Origin of the sequence: Alcanivorax sp., from assembly GCF_014762765.1 — a bacterium.
GTDB lineage: Bacteria > Pseudomonadota > Gammaproteobacteria > Pseudomonadales > Alcanivoracaceae > Alcanivorax.
Genome location: NZ_JABURH010000146.1, coordinates 1 through 17,470 on the forward strand (window position 1 = coordinate 1; position 17,470 = coordinate 17,470).

General features: G+C 60.8%; 16 protein-coding genes and 1 tRNA gene. 5 read left to right on the plus strand and 12 right to left on the minus strand.

Translation table 11 applies throughout. From position 1 onward, the window contains the following. Positions 1-349: 349 nt before the first annotated feature. The 5 genes from HUJ17_RS10345 to HUJ17_RS10365 form a co-directional block, all read right to left on the minus strand. Positions 350-1,309: a ribose-phosphate diphosphokinase gene (locus HUJ17_RS10345; RefSeq protein ID WP_290510618.1), complete on the minus strand. Its 960-nt coding sequence runs from the start codon at positions 1,307-1,309 to the stop codon at positions 350-352. A 69-nt stretch (positions 1,310-1,378) separates the two neighbouring features. Next, a tRNA-Gln gene (locus HUJ17_RS10350) sits at positions 1,379-1,454 on the minus strand. Positions 1,455-1,475: 21 nt separating this feature from the next. Further along, the gene (ispE, locus tag HUJ17_RS10355; RefSeq protein WP_290510619.1) at positions 1,476-2,384 is read right to left on the minus strand and encodes a 4-(cytidine 5'-diphospho)-2-C-methyl-D-erythritol kinase; all 909 of its coding nucleotides are present in this window, start codon (positions 2,382-2,384) and stop codon (positions 1,476-1,478) included. Beyond that, positions 2,381-2,965 (minus strand): lipoprotein insertase outer membrane protein LolB, encoded by a 585-nt coding sequence (gene lolB / locus HUJ17_RS10360; protein ID WP_290510620.1) that lies wholly within the window; start codon positions 2,963-2,965, stop codon positions 2,381-2,383. Before lolB ends, ispE begins: the two co-directional genes overlap by 4 nt. Continuing rightward, the gene (locus HUJ17_RS10365; protein WP_290510621.1) at positions 2,962-4,665 is read right to left on the minus strand and encodes a tetratricopeptide repeat protein; all 1,704 of its coding nucleotides are present in this window, start codon (positions 4,663-4,665) and stop codon (positions 2,962-2,964) included. Before HUJ17_RS10365 ends, lolB begins: the two co-directional genes overlap by 4 nt. Before the next feature lie 280 nt (positions 4,666-4,945). Here HUJ17_RS10365 and hemA point away from each other — a divergent pair, with 280 nt between their 5' ends. From hemA to HUJ17_RS10390, 5 genes are all read left to right on the plus strand, one after another. After that, positions 4,946-6,217, plus strand: coding sequence for a glutamyl-tRNA reductase (gene hemA / locus HUJ17_RS10370; protein WP_290510622.1), 1,272 nt, complete (start codon positions 4,946-4,948; stop codon positions 6,215-6,217). A gap of 17 nt (positions 6,218-6,234) precedes the next feature. Further along, the gene (prfA, locus tag HUJ17_RS10375; RefSeq protein WP_290510623.1) at positions 6,235-7,320 is read left to right on the plus strand and encodes a peptide chain release factor 1; all 1,086 of its coding nucleotides are present in this window, start codon (positions 6,235-6,237) and stop codon (positions 7,318-7,320) included. 1 nt (position 7,321) lies between these two features. Then, the gene (gene prmC, locus HUJ17_RS10380) at positions 7,322-8,158 is read left to right on the plus strand and encodes a peptide chain release factor N(5)-glutamine methyltransferase (protein WP_290510624.1); all 837 of its coding nucleotides are present in this window, start codon (positions 7,322-7,324) and stop codon (positions 8,156-8,158) included. Between the two features lie 103 nt (positions 8,159-8,261). Continuing rightward, entirely contained in the window at positions 8,262-9,005 is a 744-nt protein-coding gene (gene moeB, locus HUJ17_RS10385; protein WP_290510625.1) for a molybdopterin-synthase adenylyltransferase MoeB, read from the plus strand. A gap of 168 nt (positions 9,006-9,173) precedes the next feature. Continuing rightward, positions 9,174-10,934, plus strand: a complete 1,761-nt coding sequence (locus tag HUJ17_RS10390) for a patatin-like phospholipase family protein (RefSeq protein ID WP_290510626.1) — start codon at positions 9,174-9,176, stop codon at positions 10,932-10,934. Between the two features lie 115 nt (positions 10,935-11,049). Here HUJ17_RS10390 and HUJ17_RS10395 read toward each other — a convergent pair whose 3' ends face one another. The 7 genes from HUJ17_RS10395 to gatA all read right to left on the minus strand — a co-directional run bounded on the left by HUJ17_RS10395 (position 11,050) and on the right by gatA (position 17,459). Beyond that, on the minus strand, positions 11,050-12,216 hold the full coding sequence (locus tag HUJ17_RS10395) for a hypothetical protein (protein WP_290510627.1): 1,167 nt from the start codon (positions 12,214-12,216) through the stop codon (positions 11,050-11,052). A gap of 1 nt (position 12,217) precedes the next feature. Beyond that, a complete protein-coding gene (locus HUJ17_RS10400) occupies positions 12,218-12,466 on the minus strand; it encodes a hypothetical protein (RefSeq protein ID WP_290510628.1) in 249 nt (82 codons plus the stop codon). Then, the gene (locus HUJ17_RS10405) at positions 12,441-12,635 is read right to left on the minus strand and encodes a hypothetical protein (RefSeq protein ID WP_290510629.1); all 195 of its coding nucleotides are present in this window, start codon (positions 12,633-12,635) and stop codon (positions 12,441-12,443) included. Before HUJ17_RS10405 ends, HUJ17_RS10400 begins: the two co-directional genes overlap by 26 nt. 123 nt (positions 12,636-12,758) lie before the next feature. Further along, positions 12,759-13,541, minus strand: coding sequence for a cyclic nucleotide-binding domain-containing protein (locus tag HUJ17_RS10410; protein WP_290510630.1), 783 nt, complete (start codon positions 13,539-13,541; stop codon positions 12,759-12,761). Positions 13,542-13,689: 148 nt separating this feature from the next. After that, positions 13,690-14,508, minus strand: coding sequence for a crotonase/enoyl-CoA hydratase family protein (locus HUJ17_RS10415; RefSeq protein WP_290510631.1), 819 nt, complete (start codon positions 14,506-14,508; stop codon positions 13,690-13,692). Between the two features lie 54 nt (positions 14,509-14,562). Further along, positions 14,563-16,002 (minus strand): Asp-tRNA(Asn)/Glu-tRNA(Gln) amidotransferase subunit GatB, encoded by a 1,440-nt coding sequence (gene gatB, locus HUJ17_RS10420; RefSeq protein ID WP_290510632.1) that lies wholly within the window; start codon positions 16,000-16,002, stop codon positions 14,563-14,565. Then, a complete protein-coding gene (gatA, locus tag HUJ17_RS10425; protein ID WP_290510633.1) occupies positions 15,999-17,459 on the minus strand; it encodes an Asp-tRNA(Asn)/Glu-tRNA(Gln) amidotransferase subunit GatA in 1,461 nt (486 codons plus the stop codon). The genes gatB and gatA overlap by 4 nt, the downstream gene beginning before the upstream one ends. Positions 17,460-17,470: the final 11 nt, after the last annotated feature.

Below are 17,470 nucleotides of genomic sequence, written 5' to 3' on the forward strand. Positions count from 1 at the left end.
TGCAGACGACGCAGGCGGCGGCTCGCACCTTTCCCCATGTCGCTGCGGCTTTCAGCGAATAGCTGGAATTCATTGGACATGATATGTCTCCATTTAGCTCTCGGGCTTCCCGCGACCAGGTCGGCCAGAGAGGTTGATATAACCACGGAGGATTCCGCGGGGGCGCGATTATGCAGGAAAAAGGCGCCGCGTGCCAGCAGAAAGGGCTTCAAGCCGCAAGCTACAAGCTGCAACACGGTTTGGGATTGGGGGTGGCCCGGAATGAAAGAGGCCGCGCACAGGAGCTGTGCGCGGCCTCAGGAGCTTCAATCTGGCAACAACGTGTTGAAGCTTGTAGCTTGTTGCTGATTTACACCAGCTCCAGCCGGTCGAACATGGCGCTCAGGGACTCTTCGTTGTTCACCCGGCGGATCGTTTCGGCCAGCATCGGGGCCAGGCTGAGTACGCGGATGTTGGCGCAGGCGCGGCCGGCCTCGGACAGCGGGATGGTGTCGGTGACTACCAGCTGGTCCAGAGCGCTGTTGGCAATGTTATCGATGGCAGGGCCGGACAATACCGGGTGGGTAATGTAGGCGTAGACCTTGGCGGCACCGTGGTCTTTCAGGGCCTGGGCTGCCTTGCACAGGGTGCCGGCGGTATCGACCATGTCGTCCACCAGGATACAGGTGCGACCTTCCACTTCACCGATGATGTGCATCACCTGGGATACATTGGCCTTGGGGCGACGCTTGTCGATGATGGCCAGGTCGGCATCGTTGAGTTGCTTGGCCAGGGCGCGGGCACGGACCACGCCGCCCACATCCGGGGATACCACCATCAGGTCATCGTGGTTCTGACGCTCGATATCCGCCACGATCAGCGGGGTGGCGTAGACGTTGTCCACCGGAATGTCGAAGAAGCCCTGAATCTGATCGGCGTGCAGGTCGACGGTGACAACCCGGTCGATGCCCACGGCAGTGATCATGTCGGCAACCACCTTGGCGGTGATTGGTACCCGTGCGGAGCGCACCCGGCGATCCTGGCGGGCGTAGCCGAAGTAGGGCATCACGGCGGTGATCCGGCCTGCAGAGGAGCGACGCAGGGCGTCGGCCATGACCAGCAACTCCATGATGTTGTTGTTGGTCGGGTTGCAGGTGGATTGCACGATAAAGACGTCTTTGCCGCGCACGTTTTCCTGGATTTCCACGGCAACTTCGCCATCGCTGAAGGTGCCCACATCGGCGTTGCCGATGGGCAGGTTCAGATGTTGAACCATGGCCTGGGCCAGTTCGGGATTAGCGTTACCGGTGAAAACGACGAGCTTGGACACTGGCGCCCCTCTTGAGTCGTGAATTTCGGGAGCCTCCGAGGAAAGGGGGGAGGGCTCCGGGCAAGAAAATGGCTGGGGTACCAGGACTCGAACCTGGGAATGACGGGATCAAAACCCGTTGCCTTACCAACTTGGCTATACCCCAACACTCGGTTTCAGGTCTGCACTATTTGCCTTTTCGTGCAGATTTGCCTGAATTCTGTGTCGCTCGAAACTTCGCCAGTGTCTCTCCCAGTATCTGGTGGAGAGGAGAAGTATTACAGCTTCGAGCAACGAAACCTGTCCAGTGTTGTGGCAACTGTTGCAGCAAATGCTGCCCCTGTTGCGGTCCGGTGAGGCGCGCAAAACAACAAGCGCCGGTGCCGGTCATACGGGCGTTACCCGTATGATGCCTGAGCCAGTGGAGCAATTCTCCGATTTCCGGAAAATGCCTGGTTGCTGCCGCTTCACAGTCGTTGCGAAAGTCGCGGGTCAGCACCACCTCAAGCGAGGCCGGTAATTTACTGACGGGGGTATCCCTTGTCAATTGCCGGTCGCCGAAAATTCGAGCAGTTGATACATGAATTCCTGGATGAACGACCAAAAAATCAGCATCCGGCAGAGAAACGGGGGTAATTTGCTCGCCAACACCTTCTGCCCAGGCACTTTTGCCGCGCACGAAGACCGGCACATCTGCACCCAGCGATAACCCCAGTTCCGCCAGGGTATCTTCGGACAGATTCAGCTCCCACAGTGAATTGAGCCCCAACAGGGTGGTGGCCGCATCGGAGGAGCCACCGCCCACACCGCCGCCCATGGGCAGGTGCTTTTCCAGGCGGATGCGGGCGCCGGCACGGCAGCCGGTATTAGTCTGGAGCAGACGGGCGGCGCGCAGTATCAGGTTGCTGTCGTCGGTGGGCACGTCGGCCTGGTCACATTCCAGGCTCAGGGTGTCTGCCGGGGCAAAGTGCAGGATGTCACCCTGGTCGAGCAGGGCGAACAGGGTCTGCAGTTCATGGTAGCCGTCCGGCCGACGGCCGGTAATATGCAGAAACAGGTTCAGTTTGCCAGGGGCCGGAAGGGTGAACATGGTCATTTTTCGGCGCCGGGCTGCCAGTCCTTGATCAACAGGGTGAAACGGTTGCCATTTTGCCGTGCCTTGATGCGATAGGGCAGGGTAATGCCGGCCACCGGCTGATAACGGTCGAATTCCAGGCTCCAGCCCAGTTGCTGCAGGGTTTGCAGTTGGCCGCTTTCGTCATAGTCGGCATCGCCACGAGCGCCGGGCCAGGGCAGCCCCCGGGCCCAGTACTGGAGGGCCGAGACCGGCAGCCAGAAGCCGGTCAGGTGCCAGGCCAGTTCCCCGGGGCTGCGTGCCTGATATTGGTCCTTGGCGGTAATCAGTTCCGCACGGCCACTGTCCCAGCGCAAATCGGCGCTACCGAATCCCAGGGGGCCGGAAAAGCGGATCTGGCCACGGTTGGGCTTCTGGGCCCAGTCGAAGGAGGCGCTGCCGCCGTCACTGGCGGTGCGGTAGCCAAGCTTGCCGCTCATTGTCCAGCGGTCGATCTGGTTCGGGTGCTCGAAGGTGCCAGTGACAGTGGGGCGCAGCTGGCAGGCACTCATGGCCAGAGTCAGCATGGCCAGGCTGATGATTCGGGTGGTGCTCAGGATCACAGGCGGGCTCCGAGTTTTTCCATGACTTCACGGATATGGGGGGCGTCGGGATTGGTTTCCAGGGTGTCGCGCCATACCTGGCGGGCCTGGTTCTGGGCACCCAGTACCCAGAGAACTTCGCCATAATGGGCGGCCACTTCCGGATCGGGGAATTTTTCATAGGCCCGGCGTAAATACTCGCGGGCGGCTTCCGGCTCGCCGCGCTTGTAGAGAACCCAGCCCATGGAATCCAGAATGGCCGGGTCATCCGGGCGCAACTCCAGAGCCCGGGAGATGTAATCGTAGGCTTCGTCCAGGCGCTGGGTGCGGTTGGCCAGGGTATAACCCAGGGCATTCAGGGTGCTGGCATCGTCGGGATTGATTGATAACACGTGCCGAAGGTCGGTTTCCATTTTGTCCAGATCGCCGATAGTTTCCGCGACCATCGCCCGGCTGTAGAGCAGCTCGGTATTATCGGGTTCTGCCTTCACCGCCCGGTCCAGCAGAGCCAGAGCTCCCTGGGGGTTGCCGGTGCTGCTACGCATTTCCGCTTCCGTAATGATCAGGCTGGTGCTCAGTTCCGGGTGCTTCCCGGCGAGGCTGGCCATCAGGGCGCTGGCTTGATCCTGATTGTCTAGCTGGTAAAGCAGGCGAGCGGCCTGAACGTTGGCGCGGACGGCTTGAGCGCCCTGGACTTTCAGGTAGTGATCCACCGCCTCATTCAGATTTTCCGCCTGTTCGGCGGCCTGCCCCAGGTAGAGGTGCATGTCGTCGGGACGATAGTTTTCAGACAACAGGGCCTGGAGTTCCTGACGGGCTGAGTTGGTGGCACCGGCTTCCAGCGCTAGCAGGGCCAAGGAGAAACGCAAATCCAGATCCTGAGGGTGCTGTTCAGCCAAGATGGATAGCTGCTTTTCTGCGTTTCTTGTGGCGCCGGTGGCCAGCAACATGCGGATATAGGTAATGCGAGGGCGCCGCGCATCCGGGTATTTGCGGACCAGTTTCTTGAGATGGCGAAGCGCTTTTTTTTCTTCGCCGAGTTTGTGTAGTAACTGAGCCTTGAGTAGCAGCGCATCTTCGTGCCGAGGCATCAGATCAAGTGCCCGTTCGTCAGCCTCCAGGGCGCCGGCATAATCGCCTTCCTGTTCAAGCCACAGTGCGCGGGCGTACCACAGCGGTGCCTGATCCGGATAACGGTCGGAGAGCTGTGCCAGCGCCTGGACCAGTTGCCGGTTGCCCTGGGCATCCAATCCTCGGGCTTGGCCGACCAGGCGACCCAGAGCTTCACCGCCGTGTTCGCCAAGCAGGGTGTCCAGGTAACGGCTGGCGGCGTCAATGTTGCCCAGCCGGATTTCCGACAGAATGGCCAGTTGCAGGGCCTCTTCGTTAGCAGGTTCCTGTTCCAGCCATAGCTCGCTCAGTGCCAGGGCCTGTTGGTGGTCTTCCAGGTAATGGGCCAGCTGGGCCGCCTGGCTGATCACTTGTGGATCGCCGGTGTTGTGGGCTGCCTGGCTGTAATAGGCCAGCGTCACCCCAAGAGATTGACGTTGGGCGGCCACTTCCGCCACCAGCAGGTCGGAAAGGGTCTCGCTATCGTAGCTCGGGGCGGCCCGGGTGGCCGCAGGGGGCTCGGGCTCGGCAGCTTTCGGGGCCGGTGACTTGGTGGCGCAACCGTTGAGTAAGAGGGCGCCGCAAAGTGGCAGAAAAAGGAATCGCGTCATTAAAGGGGGTATGCCTGTTTTATGGTCCGGCTATCATGGCACAGCGATCCGGGATTGCCCAAACCCGGGCTTTCTGTGCCGTTGATTCGCCGGCCCGTCATTGTTTTGGGGGGCGCTTTCACGCAAAATGCGTGACCCTTGCGTGGCCTGTTTTCACCGGGCTATTGCCTTCTGACGGGTGCGGCAGGCAGACAGTTCCATACTGATCGCTTCATGTACTGCCGCCCTTGTGTAAACCGGTGAGGAAAGTGGCCCGGGTCTGCTGCGGGCACGAGAGTCTATGAATCTAGTCGCTGTTGGCGTAAATCACACCACCGCGGATGTGGAGTTGCGTGAACGTCTGGCGTTTTCCACGCAGCAGGCGGAAGCGGCGCTGGCCAGCCTGCGAGACATGCCCGGGGTGCGCGAGGCGGCCCTGCTTTCTACCTGTAACCGTACCGAATTGTATTGTCTGGTTGACGAGACGGCGCCGGATTTTGCTGCCTGGCTGGCGCAAAGCCGCCATCTGCCGGTGGACAAGTTGGTGTCCGTGCTCTACCAGCACCAGGGCGAGCAGGCTCTCGAGCACATGATGCGGGTGGCCGGCGGCCTGGATTCGCTGGTCCTGGGTGAGCCGCAGATTCTGGGCCAGATGCGCGAAGCCTATGCCCGTGCCCATGAGGCGGGGTTGTTGAATGGCGAGTTGTCGCGGCTGTTCCAGGAAGTGTTTTCGGTGGCCAAGCGCATCCGGACAGAAACCGGAATCGGCGCCAATCCGGTATCCGTAGCCTATGCAGCGGTGTCCTTTGCCCGCCATATCTTTGCCGATCTGAAAAAGAGCCGTGCCCTGTTGATCGGGGCCGGTGAAATGATCGAACTGGTGGCCCGCCATCTGAGTGAGCAGCAGGTCAGCGAGATTATCATCGCCAACCGCACCCAGCAGCGTGCCGCGGAGCTGGCTGCCAGTGTTGGCGGGCGAGGAATCAGCCTGGAAGAGCTGCCGGTGGCTCTGGAACGGGCAGATATCCTGATTTCCTGTACAGCGGCGCCTCTGCCAATTCTGGGTAAAGGCATGGTGGAGCGGGCGCTGAAGAAACGTCGTCACAAACCCATGTTCATGGTGGATATTGCCGTGCCCCGGGATATCGAACCGGAGGTGGGGGATCTGGATGATGTCTATCTGTACACGGTGGATCACCTGCAGGAAGCCATTCAGGAAAATGTCCGAGCCCGTCAGCAGGCGGCCCAGGAGGCTGCCGAGCTGATCCGTGATGCCATAGTGCGTCACCGCCGCCAGCGCCGTGAGCAGGATGCAGTGAGCGTGTTGCGAGAGTATCGCCAGCAGCGAACCAGCCTTGCCGAGAGCGAGCTGGAGAAAGCGCTTCAGCAGCTGCAAAACGGCGCAGACCCGGAACAGGTGCTGCGCAAATTTCAGCACTCCCTGGTCAACAAGTGGCTGCATACGCCCAGTGTGACCCTGCGCAAGCTGGCTGCGGAGGGCCGGGCAGAATCATTGCTTTTGGCCCGCGAGTTGCTGCTTGACGACCCGGACTCCCCGTCCGAACCGAAATAAATCCCTCTGAGGGTCTTATGAAAGCGTCTTTGCAAGGCAAGCTGGAAAAGCTGGCCGACCGTTTTGAAGAATTGTCCGGTCTTTTGTCGGATCCGGAGATTATCGGTAACCAGAAAAAATTTCGGGACCTGTCCCGGGAATATTCGGAAATCGATCCGGTGGTGAAGTGTTATCAGGATTACCTGAAAGTCGCTGCCAATCTGGAGGCGGCCAGGGCAATGCAGGATGACAGTGATCCCGAGATGCGTGAAATGGGGCAGGAAGAAGCCCGTGAGGCGACGACCAGGATGGATGCGCTGGCCGACGAGCTGCAGAAACTGATGTTGCCCAAGGATCCTCGTGACGGCGCCAATGTGTTCCTGGAAGTGCGCGCCGGTACCGGCGGAGATGAGGCGGCGATTTTTGCCGGTGATCTGTTTCGCATGTACAGCAAATATGCCGAGCAAAATGGCTGGAAAGTCGAGTTGGTGAGCGCCAGCGAAGGTGAGCACGGCGGCTACAAGGAAGTGATTGCGCGGGTCATCGGTGATGGTGTCTATTCCCGCTTCAAATTTGAATCCGGTGCCCATCGGGTGCAACGGGTACCCGCGACGGAATCCCAGGGGCGCATTCATACCTCCGCGTGTACGGTTGCGATCATGGCGGAAGCCGAAGACCTCGGTGATATCCAGATTCGCACCGAAGACCTGCGTATCGACACCTACCGCTCCTCCGGTGCCGGTGGGCAGCACGTGAACACAACCGACTCCGCCGTGCGCATTACCCACTTGCCCACCGGCGTGGTAGTGGAATGCCAGGACGAGCGTAGCCAGCACAAGAACAAGGCCAAGGCCATGAGCCTGCTCAGCGCCAAACTGTACGATGCCCAGCAGAATGCGGCCCATGCGGAACAGGCGGCCGAGCGTAAATCCCTGGTGGGCTCCGGTGACCGTTCCGAGCGTATTCGTACCTACAATTACCCTCAGGGCCGGGTCAGCGATCATCGTATTAACCTGACGCTCTACCGGCTCGGTGAAATCATGGAAGGGGATCTGGATGAGCTGCTGGGTGCGCTGATGTCCGAACACCAGGCAGATTTGCTGGCGACACTGGGCGACAGCTGAGATGCGCATCGACACCGCGCTGCGCCAGGCCCGTGAGCGGCTGGCTGTTTCCCCCAGTGCGGATCTGGACGCCCAGATACTGCTTTGCCATGTGCTGGAGCGTCCTCGTAGCTACCTGTTTACCTGGCCCGAGCGGACGCTGAACGAGGAGCAACAGCAGCGTTTCGAATCACTGCTGATCCGTCGTGAGGCGGGCGAGCCGGTGGCCTTCCTGACCGGCCAGCGGGAATTCTTCGGGCACAATTTCCTGGTGACCGCCGATACGCTGATCCCGCGTCCGGACACTGAAACCCTGGTGGAGCTGGCTCTGCAACTGGGGCCGGCGGGCCCGGCCCGGGTGGTGGACCTGGGCACGGGTACTGGTGCCATTGGCTTGTCTCTGGCCCTGGAGCGTCCCCTGTGGCAGGTAACGCTGACCGACCTGAGTGCCGCCGCCCTGTCCGTGGCCGAGAGCAATGCCCGTCAGCTGGCCGCCCGCGTTACCTTGCAGCAGGGCAGTTGGCTGCAAGGTTGCGATGGCCCCTTTGACCTGATCGTCAGCAACCCGCCCTATATCGACCCGACGGATCATCATCTTCAAGAAGGCGATGTGCGCTTCGAGCCGCGTTCTGCGTTAGTGGCAGATCAGCGGGGCCTGGCGGACCTGGCCACCATCATCAATCAGGCCTCCACTCGGCTGGTTGCCGGCGGCTGGTTGCTGCTGGAACATGGTTACCAACAGGGTGGCGAGGTGCGTGCGCTGATGGAGGCGGATGGTTTTGACGCGGTGCGCACAGAGCGGGACCTGGGGGGGAATGAGCGGGTGACGTTGGGGAGGAAGTTGACAGTTGATAGTTGACAATTGACAGCGAAAAGCCAGAAAACCGAACCGTAGGGTGCACTGAGCCTAAGGCGAACTGCACCGTGGAATTCCAATACCTTCTCGGGCCTGCGAGAGAATCATGCTCAACGACGACCAGCTACTTCGCTACAGCCGCCAGTTGATGGTAGAGGAATTTGATCTGGCCGGGCAGGAAGCCCTGGCCGGGGCGAGGGTGTTGGTGGTGGGCTGTGGCGGGTTGGCCAATCCGGCGGCGTTGTACCTGGCCGGTGCCGGGGTTGGCGAGCTGGTGCTGGCGGATGATGATGCGGTGGAGCTGAGTAATCTGCATCGGCAGGTGGCTTTCCGGGGCAAGGATGTGGGCCAGTCCAAGGCCGAGGCCCTGAAGGCGCAATTGCAGGCGCTGAACTCGGACGTGTCGGTGCAGGCGCACACAGTGCGGGTGGATGCGGACTGGCTGGACCGGGAAGTGGCCTCGGCCACTGTGGTGCTGGACTGCACCGATAATTTCGCTACCCGGCAGAGTATCAATCAGGCCTGTGTGACTCACCGGACACCGCTGGTCAGCGGCGCCGCCATCCGCATGGACGGACAGTTGGCGGTATTCGATCTGCGCCAACCGGACAGCGCCTGCTACGCCTGCGTCTATGGTGACGGTACGGACGGCGACCTGGCCTGCAGTCAGGCGGGTATTGTCGGCCCGGTGGTGGGTATCGTCGGCACCTTGCAGGCCCTGGCCGCCATGCAGGTACTGCTGGGCAATCCAATGCCTGCCACCCTGCGATTGTTCGACGGGCGCACCCTGTCCTGGCGGGAAATGCGCTTCCACAAGGATCCGGCCTGCCCGGTCTGTTCCCGGCGATAGTTGCAGAGCAGGGGTGAACTGCGAGAAGCGAGCCTCAAAAGGCCCCCCACGACGCCCCCAGGTTTTGCTCCTCCCTCCTCGAAGCTGGAAGCTGTCACTTACACAGCGACACTGTTTCCCTTTTCTGCCCGGGCGTAGGCTTGAAAGTAGTCTACTGTGGAGGCTGAGGTGAGCGAGACACGAGCCCGACTGGCGTCCCTGCCCCTGTTTTCGGATCTTCCCGGTGCCGCTGTCACCGCCCTGGCGGATCTGGCGGAGCCTGTCTCCCTGCCTGTGGGAGAGGTGTTGTGCCGAGCCGGGGATACCCCGCGGTGGCTGTTCGTGCTGGTGAGCGGGCGGTTGCAACAAACGGTGGCTGATTCGACCGTGCCGATCAATCCCGGTGCCTTGATCGGTGCCAGTGAGTTGCTCGGAAATCACCCCTTTGCACAGGACATTCTGGTTCTGCGTGACAGCCAGTTGCTGCGTTTTCCTGCCGAGGCCCTGGAGCCTTTTCTTCTGGAGCATCCGCCGGTGCTGCTGGCACTGAGTCGCTACCTGTTACGTCAGCGGGAAGCATCGCGCCCCGGCCATGTTGCCCGCCAGGGGACTCTGTCTCTGGTGCCGGCCAGCCCCGGGGTGCCGGCAGCCACTCTGGGGGAGGAGCTGGTGGGGCGGCTAGGCGGTTGGCCTGGGGCGCGTATGGTCACCGAGGCCCATGTACTGGCGGAGCTGGGGCAGGACAGTCTTGCCGGGGATGATGATAGCGAACAGAAGCTGGAAACCTATCTGCATCGTCTGGAGGCGGCCCATCCCCATCTGGTCTATGTGGCCGATCAGGGGCAAGGCATCTGGGCCGAGCGTTGCCTGCGCCACGGTGACCGGGTACTGATGCTGGTGGAAGCCGGCGCCGAGCCGCGACCGGTGCCGGCCCTTGCCGGGTTGCCTGGGCCGTTGCTGGCACCGCTGGAACTGGTGTTGTTGTGTGCCCGGGGCGACGCCTCCCCGCATACCCGAGCCTGGCGGGAGCTACTGAAAGCGCGCAGCCATTATTATGTGCAGCCCTGGTACGGGCCGGATCTGGATGCCCTGGCCCGGCAGATTACTGGTCGTGGGCTGGGCCTGGTGCTGGGGGGTGGTGGCGCCCGCGGCTTTGCCCATATCGGCCTGATCCGGGCGCTGGAGCAGCTGCAAATGCCGGTGGACGTGATGGGAGGTACCAGCATGGGGGCCTTCGTCTCGGCCCTGTTGGCCTGCGGGTTCAGTGCGGTGGAAATGATGCAGGTGGCAAGGGATACCTTCGTTAGCCGCAACTACCTCAATGACTATACCTTGCCTCGGGTATCGCTGATCCGTGGCCGCAAATTCCATCAGCGTCTGCAATCGGTGTTTGGCGAGCGCACCATCGAATCCCTGTGGCGCAGCTATTTCTGTGTCTCCAGCAACCTGTCCAGCGGTGAAGCGGTGGTGCATGAGTTCGGTAGTCTGGCCACCTGGGTCGGCACCAGCATGTGTGTGCCCGGGGTGGCGCCGCCGGTGCTCTTTGAAGGTGAGTTGCTGTGCGATGGCGGGGTGGTGGATAACCTGCCTACGGATGTGATGCAGGCCATGGAGCGCGGTGCCATTATCGCCTCCAGTGTCAGCGCCCAGAGCGATATTGCCCTGGAAGAGATGAAATCCAGCCTGCCGGATCCGGGGGCGCTGTTGCGTCGCCAGCGTGGTGCCAGCTGGCCCGGCTTCGGCGAGATTCTCTTGCGTACCGCTACGCTCAACAGCGACACCGTGGTCTATCCTGCCTCGGTGGCGCGCTCCGATGTGTGTCTGCATATGCCGGTGACAGATGTGAATATGTTCGATTGGAAAGCCCTGGATGCGCTGGTGGAGCGTGGGTATCAGCATGCCTTGCAGGTACTGGAACCGCTGCGGGATGAGCTGTTGGGGGAGGGCTGAGTTTTTTTTGGTAGGGTGCACTGAGCCTAAGCGAACTGCACCATGTCGGCGGTGAAGATGGTGCAGTTCGCTTAGGCTCAGTGCACCCTACACAATAGGAAAAGCTTTGGTGGCGTCAGGTGAACAACGCCTGCAGCCCATTCTCTTTTGCCAGTGTCACCAGCCGCTGTCGTAGTGCCGGATCCACCTTGCCGTAGCCATCAATGATCTCGGCGATGTCCTGTTGCCGTTGTGCAGGAAGGTATTGGGCAACCCTGACCAGGGCATGCCACTGCTCTGTGGTCAGGGCGGCTTCCATGGCCCGTTCGATGGCAGCCCGGTCCAGCATGGCGGCTTGATTGCCCACTTCCTGCAGCAGCCCCGGGTCCATCATGCCGACCAGCGGCAATAACCGGCTCCACAGGCCATGCCGATCAGCGGCAGTGATGATATGACCGAGGATCTCCGGCTGCTGCCGAAGGACAGGCAGTTCCAGCAGCCGTTGCTGAGTAGCAGGCGACAGCTCGGCGATCACCGGAACCAGGTCTGGCCATAGCTGATGCTGTTCGGCCACCTTAATAATTCGCGCCAGCACGGTGGCGGGCTGGTTGGCCACCTGATCACCGAGCTGGTGTTTCAGTTCGTAGCCCAGGTTGCCGAGCAAGGCGATCACTTCCAGCATCAGGTCGTTGTCCGGGTCCGTGGCGAGCAGCACGGCCTGAGCCAGTCGTTCCCGGGGCAGTAATCGCACCAGGTGGTCCAGTCGGGTACGTGATTCCATGAACAGGGCAATGCGTAGCAGGTGGCCGTCGTCGTCCACCGCGTCCATGACGGCCCGGGTGGCGTCGTCGTCCAGGGCGTCGGCTACCCGGCCGAGCAGTATGAAGGCGCCCTCATCAATCAGTGCCAGGGCGGTGTCCACCAGCAGGGCCGCGGGCAGTTGGCGAATCAGTTCACGGCTGCGCTGGGGGTCAAGATGCTGGCAAACCCGGGCCAGAAACGAGGCAGGGAGGCGTTGGGCAATGGCTGCACCTCGATGGGACGGCATTTCTGTGGCGATACGGGCGGTGAGCAATGGTCCGGCACGGCGAGCCAGGGCAGCCATAAGAGGTGACGGTGCGATCGAGGTCCATTGCGCCCAGCGGCGGAACCGGTCTCGATCAGCGGTAAGGCACGTTTCCTCACAAAGATGGCGGAGCTGACGAAGGGCTTCCGGCGGGTAGACAGTCAGGTCCGCCAGTGACGACGCCGGCTGGTCCAGCAGGGCTGACAGTTTGCGCACCTCGATCTGGCTGGCCAGCATCTCAGTTCTCCCGGCCGGTAGCAGAACCCAGTAGCGGGCGCAGCAAGCGGGGCAGGGCAGCGCGTAGAGCCTGCTTCAGGGCCTGGTGCTGTCTTTGCTGACAGCCCTGAATCAGGGTCGCCAGCTGTTGCTGGCGGTCTCTGTCCAGCGTACCCAATTCCGCCAGGGTGCTTGGGGGGCAGCCCAGCGTGTCGGCCAGGGGGCCGGAATCGCTGTTGTCGCCGTTACTCTGCGGGTGTTTGCGTTTCACCATCATTGTCCTGGCGGATGGGAGGACTCTCCGGTGGGGTACTGTTTTGCTGTTCCGGTGTCAGGTTGAAACCGGGTTGGGTGATCTCTGGCTCGGAATCAGACAGGAAATAAACGGCCACCAGAATCAACAGGCAGATAATGATGGCGATGGAGAGAATATGGCGCATGGTCGGAACCTCCCTGGCTGAGCGCGAAGGTCGGCCTTGCAAGAAGCTGTGCTGGCCAACCTCTGTCACTCCAATATAGGCCCCTTTGTCGGGAGGGACAATGCGGGGCTCCCACGCACATGTTCAGGCAGACAGCTGAACAACCTGACTGTTTAGGTCCGTGATTTGCCGGGCCATGTCGGTAAGCAGGCTGTGAATCATGCCCGGGTTGGTGCGGATCAGGTCTTTGAACTGGTGCTTGGGCACCTTGACCACGGAGCAGCGTTGTTTTGCTCTCACCGTGGCGCTGCGCGGGGAGTGGGTGAGCAGGGCAATGGCGCCAAGCACCTCGCCTTCGCTGACACGGCCGACGACCACGTCATCCACCAGCACATCTGCCTGGCCTTCGAACAAGCTGAACACATAGTCTGCGGGCTCGCCCTGGCGAATGATCACGTCGCCGGGCTCGAAATAGGCAAAACCCGGTGTAGTGTGACTTTCTTCCGGTACATAGGCTGCCAGCAAGCGCACTAGCATGGCCTGCTGGATGGTGAGGATGCGGGTCCAAAGGCGTGCCAGCTGTTCATCGGCCAGTGCCGCTTCCACCAGTTTGACGGTGGGGTAGGCGGCCAGAAGCACGGCGCTTTCCGCGTAGTAGGTGACCTCATCGTTGCCAGCATCGGGGAGAATCATGTCCCCCTCGTCCCAGGTGAACAACTTGCGCTCCTGGCAGCGCATGCCCAGCATGCCGCCTTTCACCACATAGGTGGTATCGGCACACATACCCTGCTGGAAGGCATCCTCTGTGGGGGCCAGGGGAAAGGACTGGGGCTGTAGCGGGAGCTGCCCGATAAATTCATCGACCAGACGTTTGTACATGCGGGTCAGGGCGGAAAAGCCGCCACTGGCTTCGGCCACGGAAATCATGCAGTGCCTCAACAAACTCAGATTTTTGCCTGAGTATGCAGCAAGATGAGGCTACGAAACAGGGGTGAGTTGGCAGTTGCAGGGGGGCTATCTTGCTGTTTGATCAGGGAGCAACCCGCAGCGCGCTTGGCTCCCCGAGGTCATTGTTTTAGTAATCCCGTTCGCGGGAAGCAAATTTCGGTGGGGCTTTTTTCTGGTTGGCCTGCATGGCGCGGCGCTGGTTCTTGCTGCGTAACAGCTTGAATTGCAGCTTGCTTTCCACATCGAATGCCTGGGCTTCGGGGGCATTCCAGGTTTGCTGGAACAGACTTTTGGCGGCACTGATGCCGTCCGGTGAGCGACTCTTTATCGCCTCTGCCAGTTGTTCCGCCTCCGCCAGCGGGTCGTTGGCCACCCGTGTGACCAGGTTCAGGGTCTTGGCTTCTTCACCTTTGAACAGGCGGCCGGTCATGGTCAATTCCTTGGCCACATCCATGGGTACCAGCTCACGTAGGGTGACGCTGCCGGTCATGTCCGGTATCAGGCCCCACTTGATTTCCATGATGGACATTTCGCAGTCCGGGGTGCTGATACGGAAATCCGCGGCCAGGGCGATCTGCATACCGCCGCCGTAGCAGTAACCATGCAGTACTGTGATGACCGGAATGGGTAGTTCGCGCCAGCACCAGCAGACTTCCTGAAACAGGTTGGTTTTCTTGACGCCGTATTTGGTGAAACCTTTCAGCAATTTCAGTGGTTGCTTCATCACTGTGCCGAAATCCAGCCCGGCACAAAATGCCTTGCCGTCGCCTTGCATGATCACCACGCGCAGGCTCTTGTCTTTGCGCACGGCTTTGGCAGCTTCCACCAGACCCTCCATCATGGCGAAATCCAGGCCGTTGTACTTGTCGGCGCGGTTCAGAGTGACATAGGCAATGTCGTTTTTCTTTTCCAGGGTGACGCGGTTCTGGAATGTTTGAATGGTCATGGTTGGATCCTGTTAGGGGTCGGGCGTCTGAGGCCGGACGTCCGGCCCTGATCTTTATCCCAGTTTTTCCTTGAGCAACTGATTCAGTTGCTGCGGGTTCGCCTTGCCCTGTGTCGCTTTCATTGCCTGGCCCACAAAGAAACCGATTTTTTTCTTTTTCTTGGCATCATCAGAGTTGCGGTAATCCTCAACCTGGGGCGCGTTATTGGCGATGATGTCATCGACAATTTTTTCCAGCTCACCGCTGTCGCTCATCTGCTTGAGGCCCTTGGCCTCAATGATGGCATCCGGGTCGCCTTCACCGGCCCAGCAGGCTTCGAAGACCTGCTTGGCAATCTTGGAACTGATGGTGCCGTCTTTCAGGCGGGCAATCAGCTGGCCCAGTTGTTCGGCGCTGACCGGACTGTCGCTGATGTCTTTTTCTTCCGCGTTCAATCTGGCGGCCAGTTCGCCCATCACCCAGTTGGCTGCCAGCTTGGCGTCACCACCGGCGTTGGCGACTCCTTCAAAGAACGCAGAGGTGGCGATGGAGCCGGATAATAGATCCGCGTCGTACTCGGACAGCTGGTAGTCGTCCATGAACCGTGCCTTGCGCGCATTGGGCAGCTCCGGCATGGCCGCTTTCAGTGCTTCCAGGTCTGCGTCGGTGATGGCCACTGGCAGCAGATCCGGGCAGGGGAAATAACGGTAATCGTTGGCGTCTTCCTTGCTGCGCATGGAGCGGGCGGTGTGGGTGTCGCCATTGTACAAACGGGTTTCCTGCACAATCTCGCCGCCGTCTTCCAGCACATCAATTTGCCGTTCCACTTCCAGCTTGATGGCCCGTTCCATAAAACGGAAAGAGTTCAGGTTCTTGGTCTCCGTGCGGGTGCCCAGCGGGTCGCCAGGTTTGCGGATGGACACGTTCACATCGAAGCGCATGTTGCCCTGGGACATGTCGCCATCGCAGATGCCGATGGAGGTGACAATCGCATGGAGTTTGCGTGCAAAGGCTACGGCTTCTTCCGCATTGCTCATGTCCGGTTCGGTGACCACTTCGATCAGCGGTGTGCCGGCCCGGTTCAGGTCAATCCCGGTCATGCCATGGAAGTCTTCGTGCAGGGACTTGCCAGCGTCTTCTTCCAGGTGCGCATGATGAATGCGCACGGTTTTTTTCTCACCGTTTTCCAGCTGGATTTCTACCTCGCCGGCACCCACGATGGGCTCGGCCAGCTGGGTGGTTTGATAGCCTTTTGGCAGATCCGGATAAAAATAGTTTTTCCGTTCAAACACACTGTGACGGCAGATATCGGCATTGATGGCCAGACCAAAAAGCGCGGCTTTGCGCACCGCTTCCTTGTTCACCACCGGCAGGGTGCCGGGCATGCCCAGATCCACCAGCGATGCCTGGGTGTTAGGCTCGGCACCGGTGGACAGTTTGCTGCCGGAGAATAGTTTACTGACGGTGTTGAGCTGGACGTGAATTTCCAGACCGATCACGACTTCCCAACTCATTGCTCACCTCCAAAAACCGGAGCCTGTTTATGCCAGTCGGTGGCCTGCTGATACTTGTGCGCCACGTTGAGGATCTGACCTTCGCGGAAATAGTTACCGATGATCTGTGTGCCCGTGGGCAGGCCGTTGATAAAGCCGGTGGGCATGGACAGAGCCGGCAGGCCGGCCAGGTTAACCCCGATGGTGAAGACGTCGGCCATGTACATGCTTACCGGATCGTCTTTCTTGGCGCCCAGTTTGAAGGCGGTTTCCGGGGCGGTGGGGCCCATCAACACATCGACTTTTTCGAAGGCGCGTGCAAAGTCGTCACGGATCAGGCGGCGGACCTGTTGGGCGCGACGGTAATAGGCGTCGTAGTAACCGGCGGACAGGGCGTAAGCGCCGACCAGAATGCGGCGCTTAACCTCATCACCGAACCCTTCTGAACGGGAGCGTTTGTACAGGTCTTCCAGATCTTTGGGGTCGTCACAGCGATGGCCGAACCGCACGCCGTCGAAGCGGCTCAAGTTGGAGCTGGCTTCCGCCGGGGCGATTACATAGTAGGCCGGTACCGACAGTTTCACGCTGGGCAGTGATACCGAGACCACCTTGGCGCCCAGTTTTTCCAGTTCGCGAATGGCGTCGCGGCTGTTGTCGGCGATGGCGCCATCCAGGGTGTCCGGGAAAAATTCTTCCGGGATACCGATGGTCAGGCCACGGATGTCGTTGTTCAGGGCGCCGAGATAATCATCCACCTTTTCATTAAGGCTGGTGGAATCACGATGGTCGTGACCGGCCATGGCCTGCAGCATCAGCGCGCAGTCATCTGCACTCTGGGCCATGGGGCCGGCCTGATCCAGGCTGGAGGCAAAGGCAATCATGCCCCAGCGGGAAACGCGTCCGTAGGTGGGTTTGAGGCCGGTAATATTGTTCAGGGCCGCCGGCTGGCGGATGGAGCCGCCGGTGTCGGTGCCAGTGGCGCCGGGGGCCAGACGGGCTCCCAGACAGGCCGCCGCACCGCCGGAGGAGCCGCCTGGGACCCGTTCCAGGTCCCAGGGGTTCTTCACCGGGCCGTAGTAGCTGGTTTCGTTGGAGGAGCCCATGGCGAACTCGTCCATGTTGGTCTTGCCCAGCATGACGGCGCCTTCGGCGGCCATCTTTTCCACCACGGTGGCGGTATAGGGGGCAATGAAGGAATCCAGCATCTTCGAGCCGCAGCTGGTGCGCACGCCCTCGGTGCAGAAAATGTCCTTGTGGGCGATGGGCAGGCCGGTGAGGAGGCCAGTATTGCCGGTGGCAATGGCCTGATCAGCGGCATCGGCCTGGGCCAGGGCCTGCTCGGCGGTCACGGTAATGAAACTGTTGAGTTCACCGTCGTGTTGCTGGATACGGGCCAGGAAATGCTCGGTGAGCTCCCGGGAGGAGAAGTCCCCGGCAGCCAGACCGGCCTTGAGTTCTGTCAGTGTCTTGTTGTGCATGGCGTTGCTCA

What these genes read in the sequence shown, in the direction of transcription:
- ispE (WP_290510619.1), bottom strand. Translation starts at nt 2,384, where the DNA reads ATGACCATGTTCACCCTTCCGGCCCCTGGCAAACTGAACCTGTTTCTG.
- HUJ17_RS10365 (WP_290510621.1), bottom strand. Translation starts at nt 4,665, where the DNA reads ATGACGCGATTCCTTTTTCTGCCACTTTGCGGCGCCCTCTTACTCAAC.
- hemA (WP_290510622.1), top strand. Translation starts at nt 4,946, where the DNA reads ATGAATCTAGTCGCTGTTGGCGTAAATCACACCACCGCGGATGTGGAG.
- prfA (WP_290510623.1), top strand. Translation starts at nt 6,235, where the DNA reads ATGAAAGCGTCTTTGCAAGGCAAGCTGGAAAAGCTGGCCGACCGTTTT.
- prmC (WP_290510624.1), top strand. Translation starts at nt 7,322, where the DNA reads ATGCGCATCGACACCGCGCTGCGCCAGGCCCGTGAGCGGCTGGCTGTT.
- moeB (WP_290510625.1), top strand. Translation starts at nt 8,262, where the DNA reads ATGCTCAACGACGACCAGCTACTTCGCTACAGCCGCCAGTTGATGGTA.
- HUJ17_RS10395 (WP_290510627.1), bottom strand. Translation starts at nt 12,216, where the DNA reads ATGCTGGCCAGCCAGATCGAGGTGCGCAAACTGTCAGCCCTGCTGGAC.
- HUJ17_RS10405 (WP_290510629.1), bottom strand. Translation starts at nt 12,635, where the DNA reads ATGCGCCATATTCTCTCCATCGCCATCATTATCTGCCTGTTGATTCTG.
- HUJ17_RS10410 (WP_290510630.1), bottom strand. Translation starts at nt 13,541, where the DNA reads ATGATTTCCGTGGCCGAAGCCAGTGGCGGCTTTTCCGCCCTGACCCGC.
- HUJ17_RS10415 (WP_290510631.1), bottom strand. Translation starts at nt 14,508, where the DNA reads ATGACCATTCAAACATTCCAGAACCGCGTCACCCTGGAAAAGAAAAAC.
- gatB (WP_290510632.1), bottom strand. Translation starts at nt 16,002, where the DNA reads ATGAGTTGGGAAGTCGTGATCGGTCTGGAAATTCACGTCCAGCTCAAC.
- gatA (WP_290510633.1), bottom strand. Translation starts at nt 17,459, where the DNA reads ATGCACAACAAGACACTGACAGAACTCAAGGCCGGTCTGGCTGCCGGG.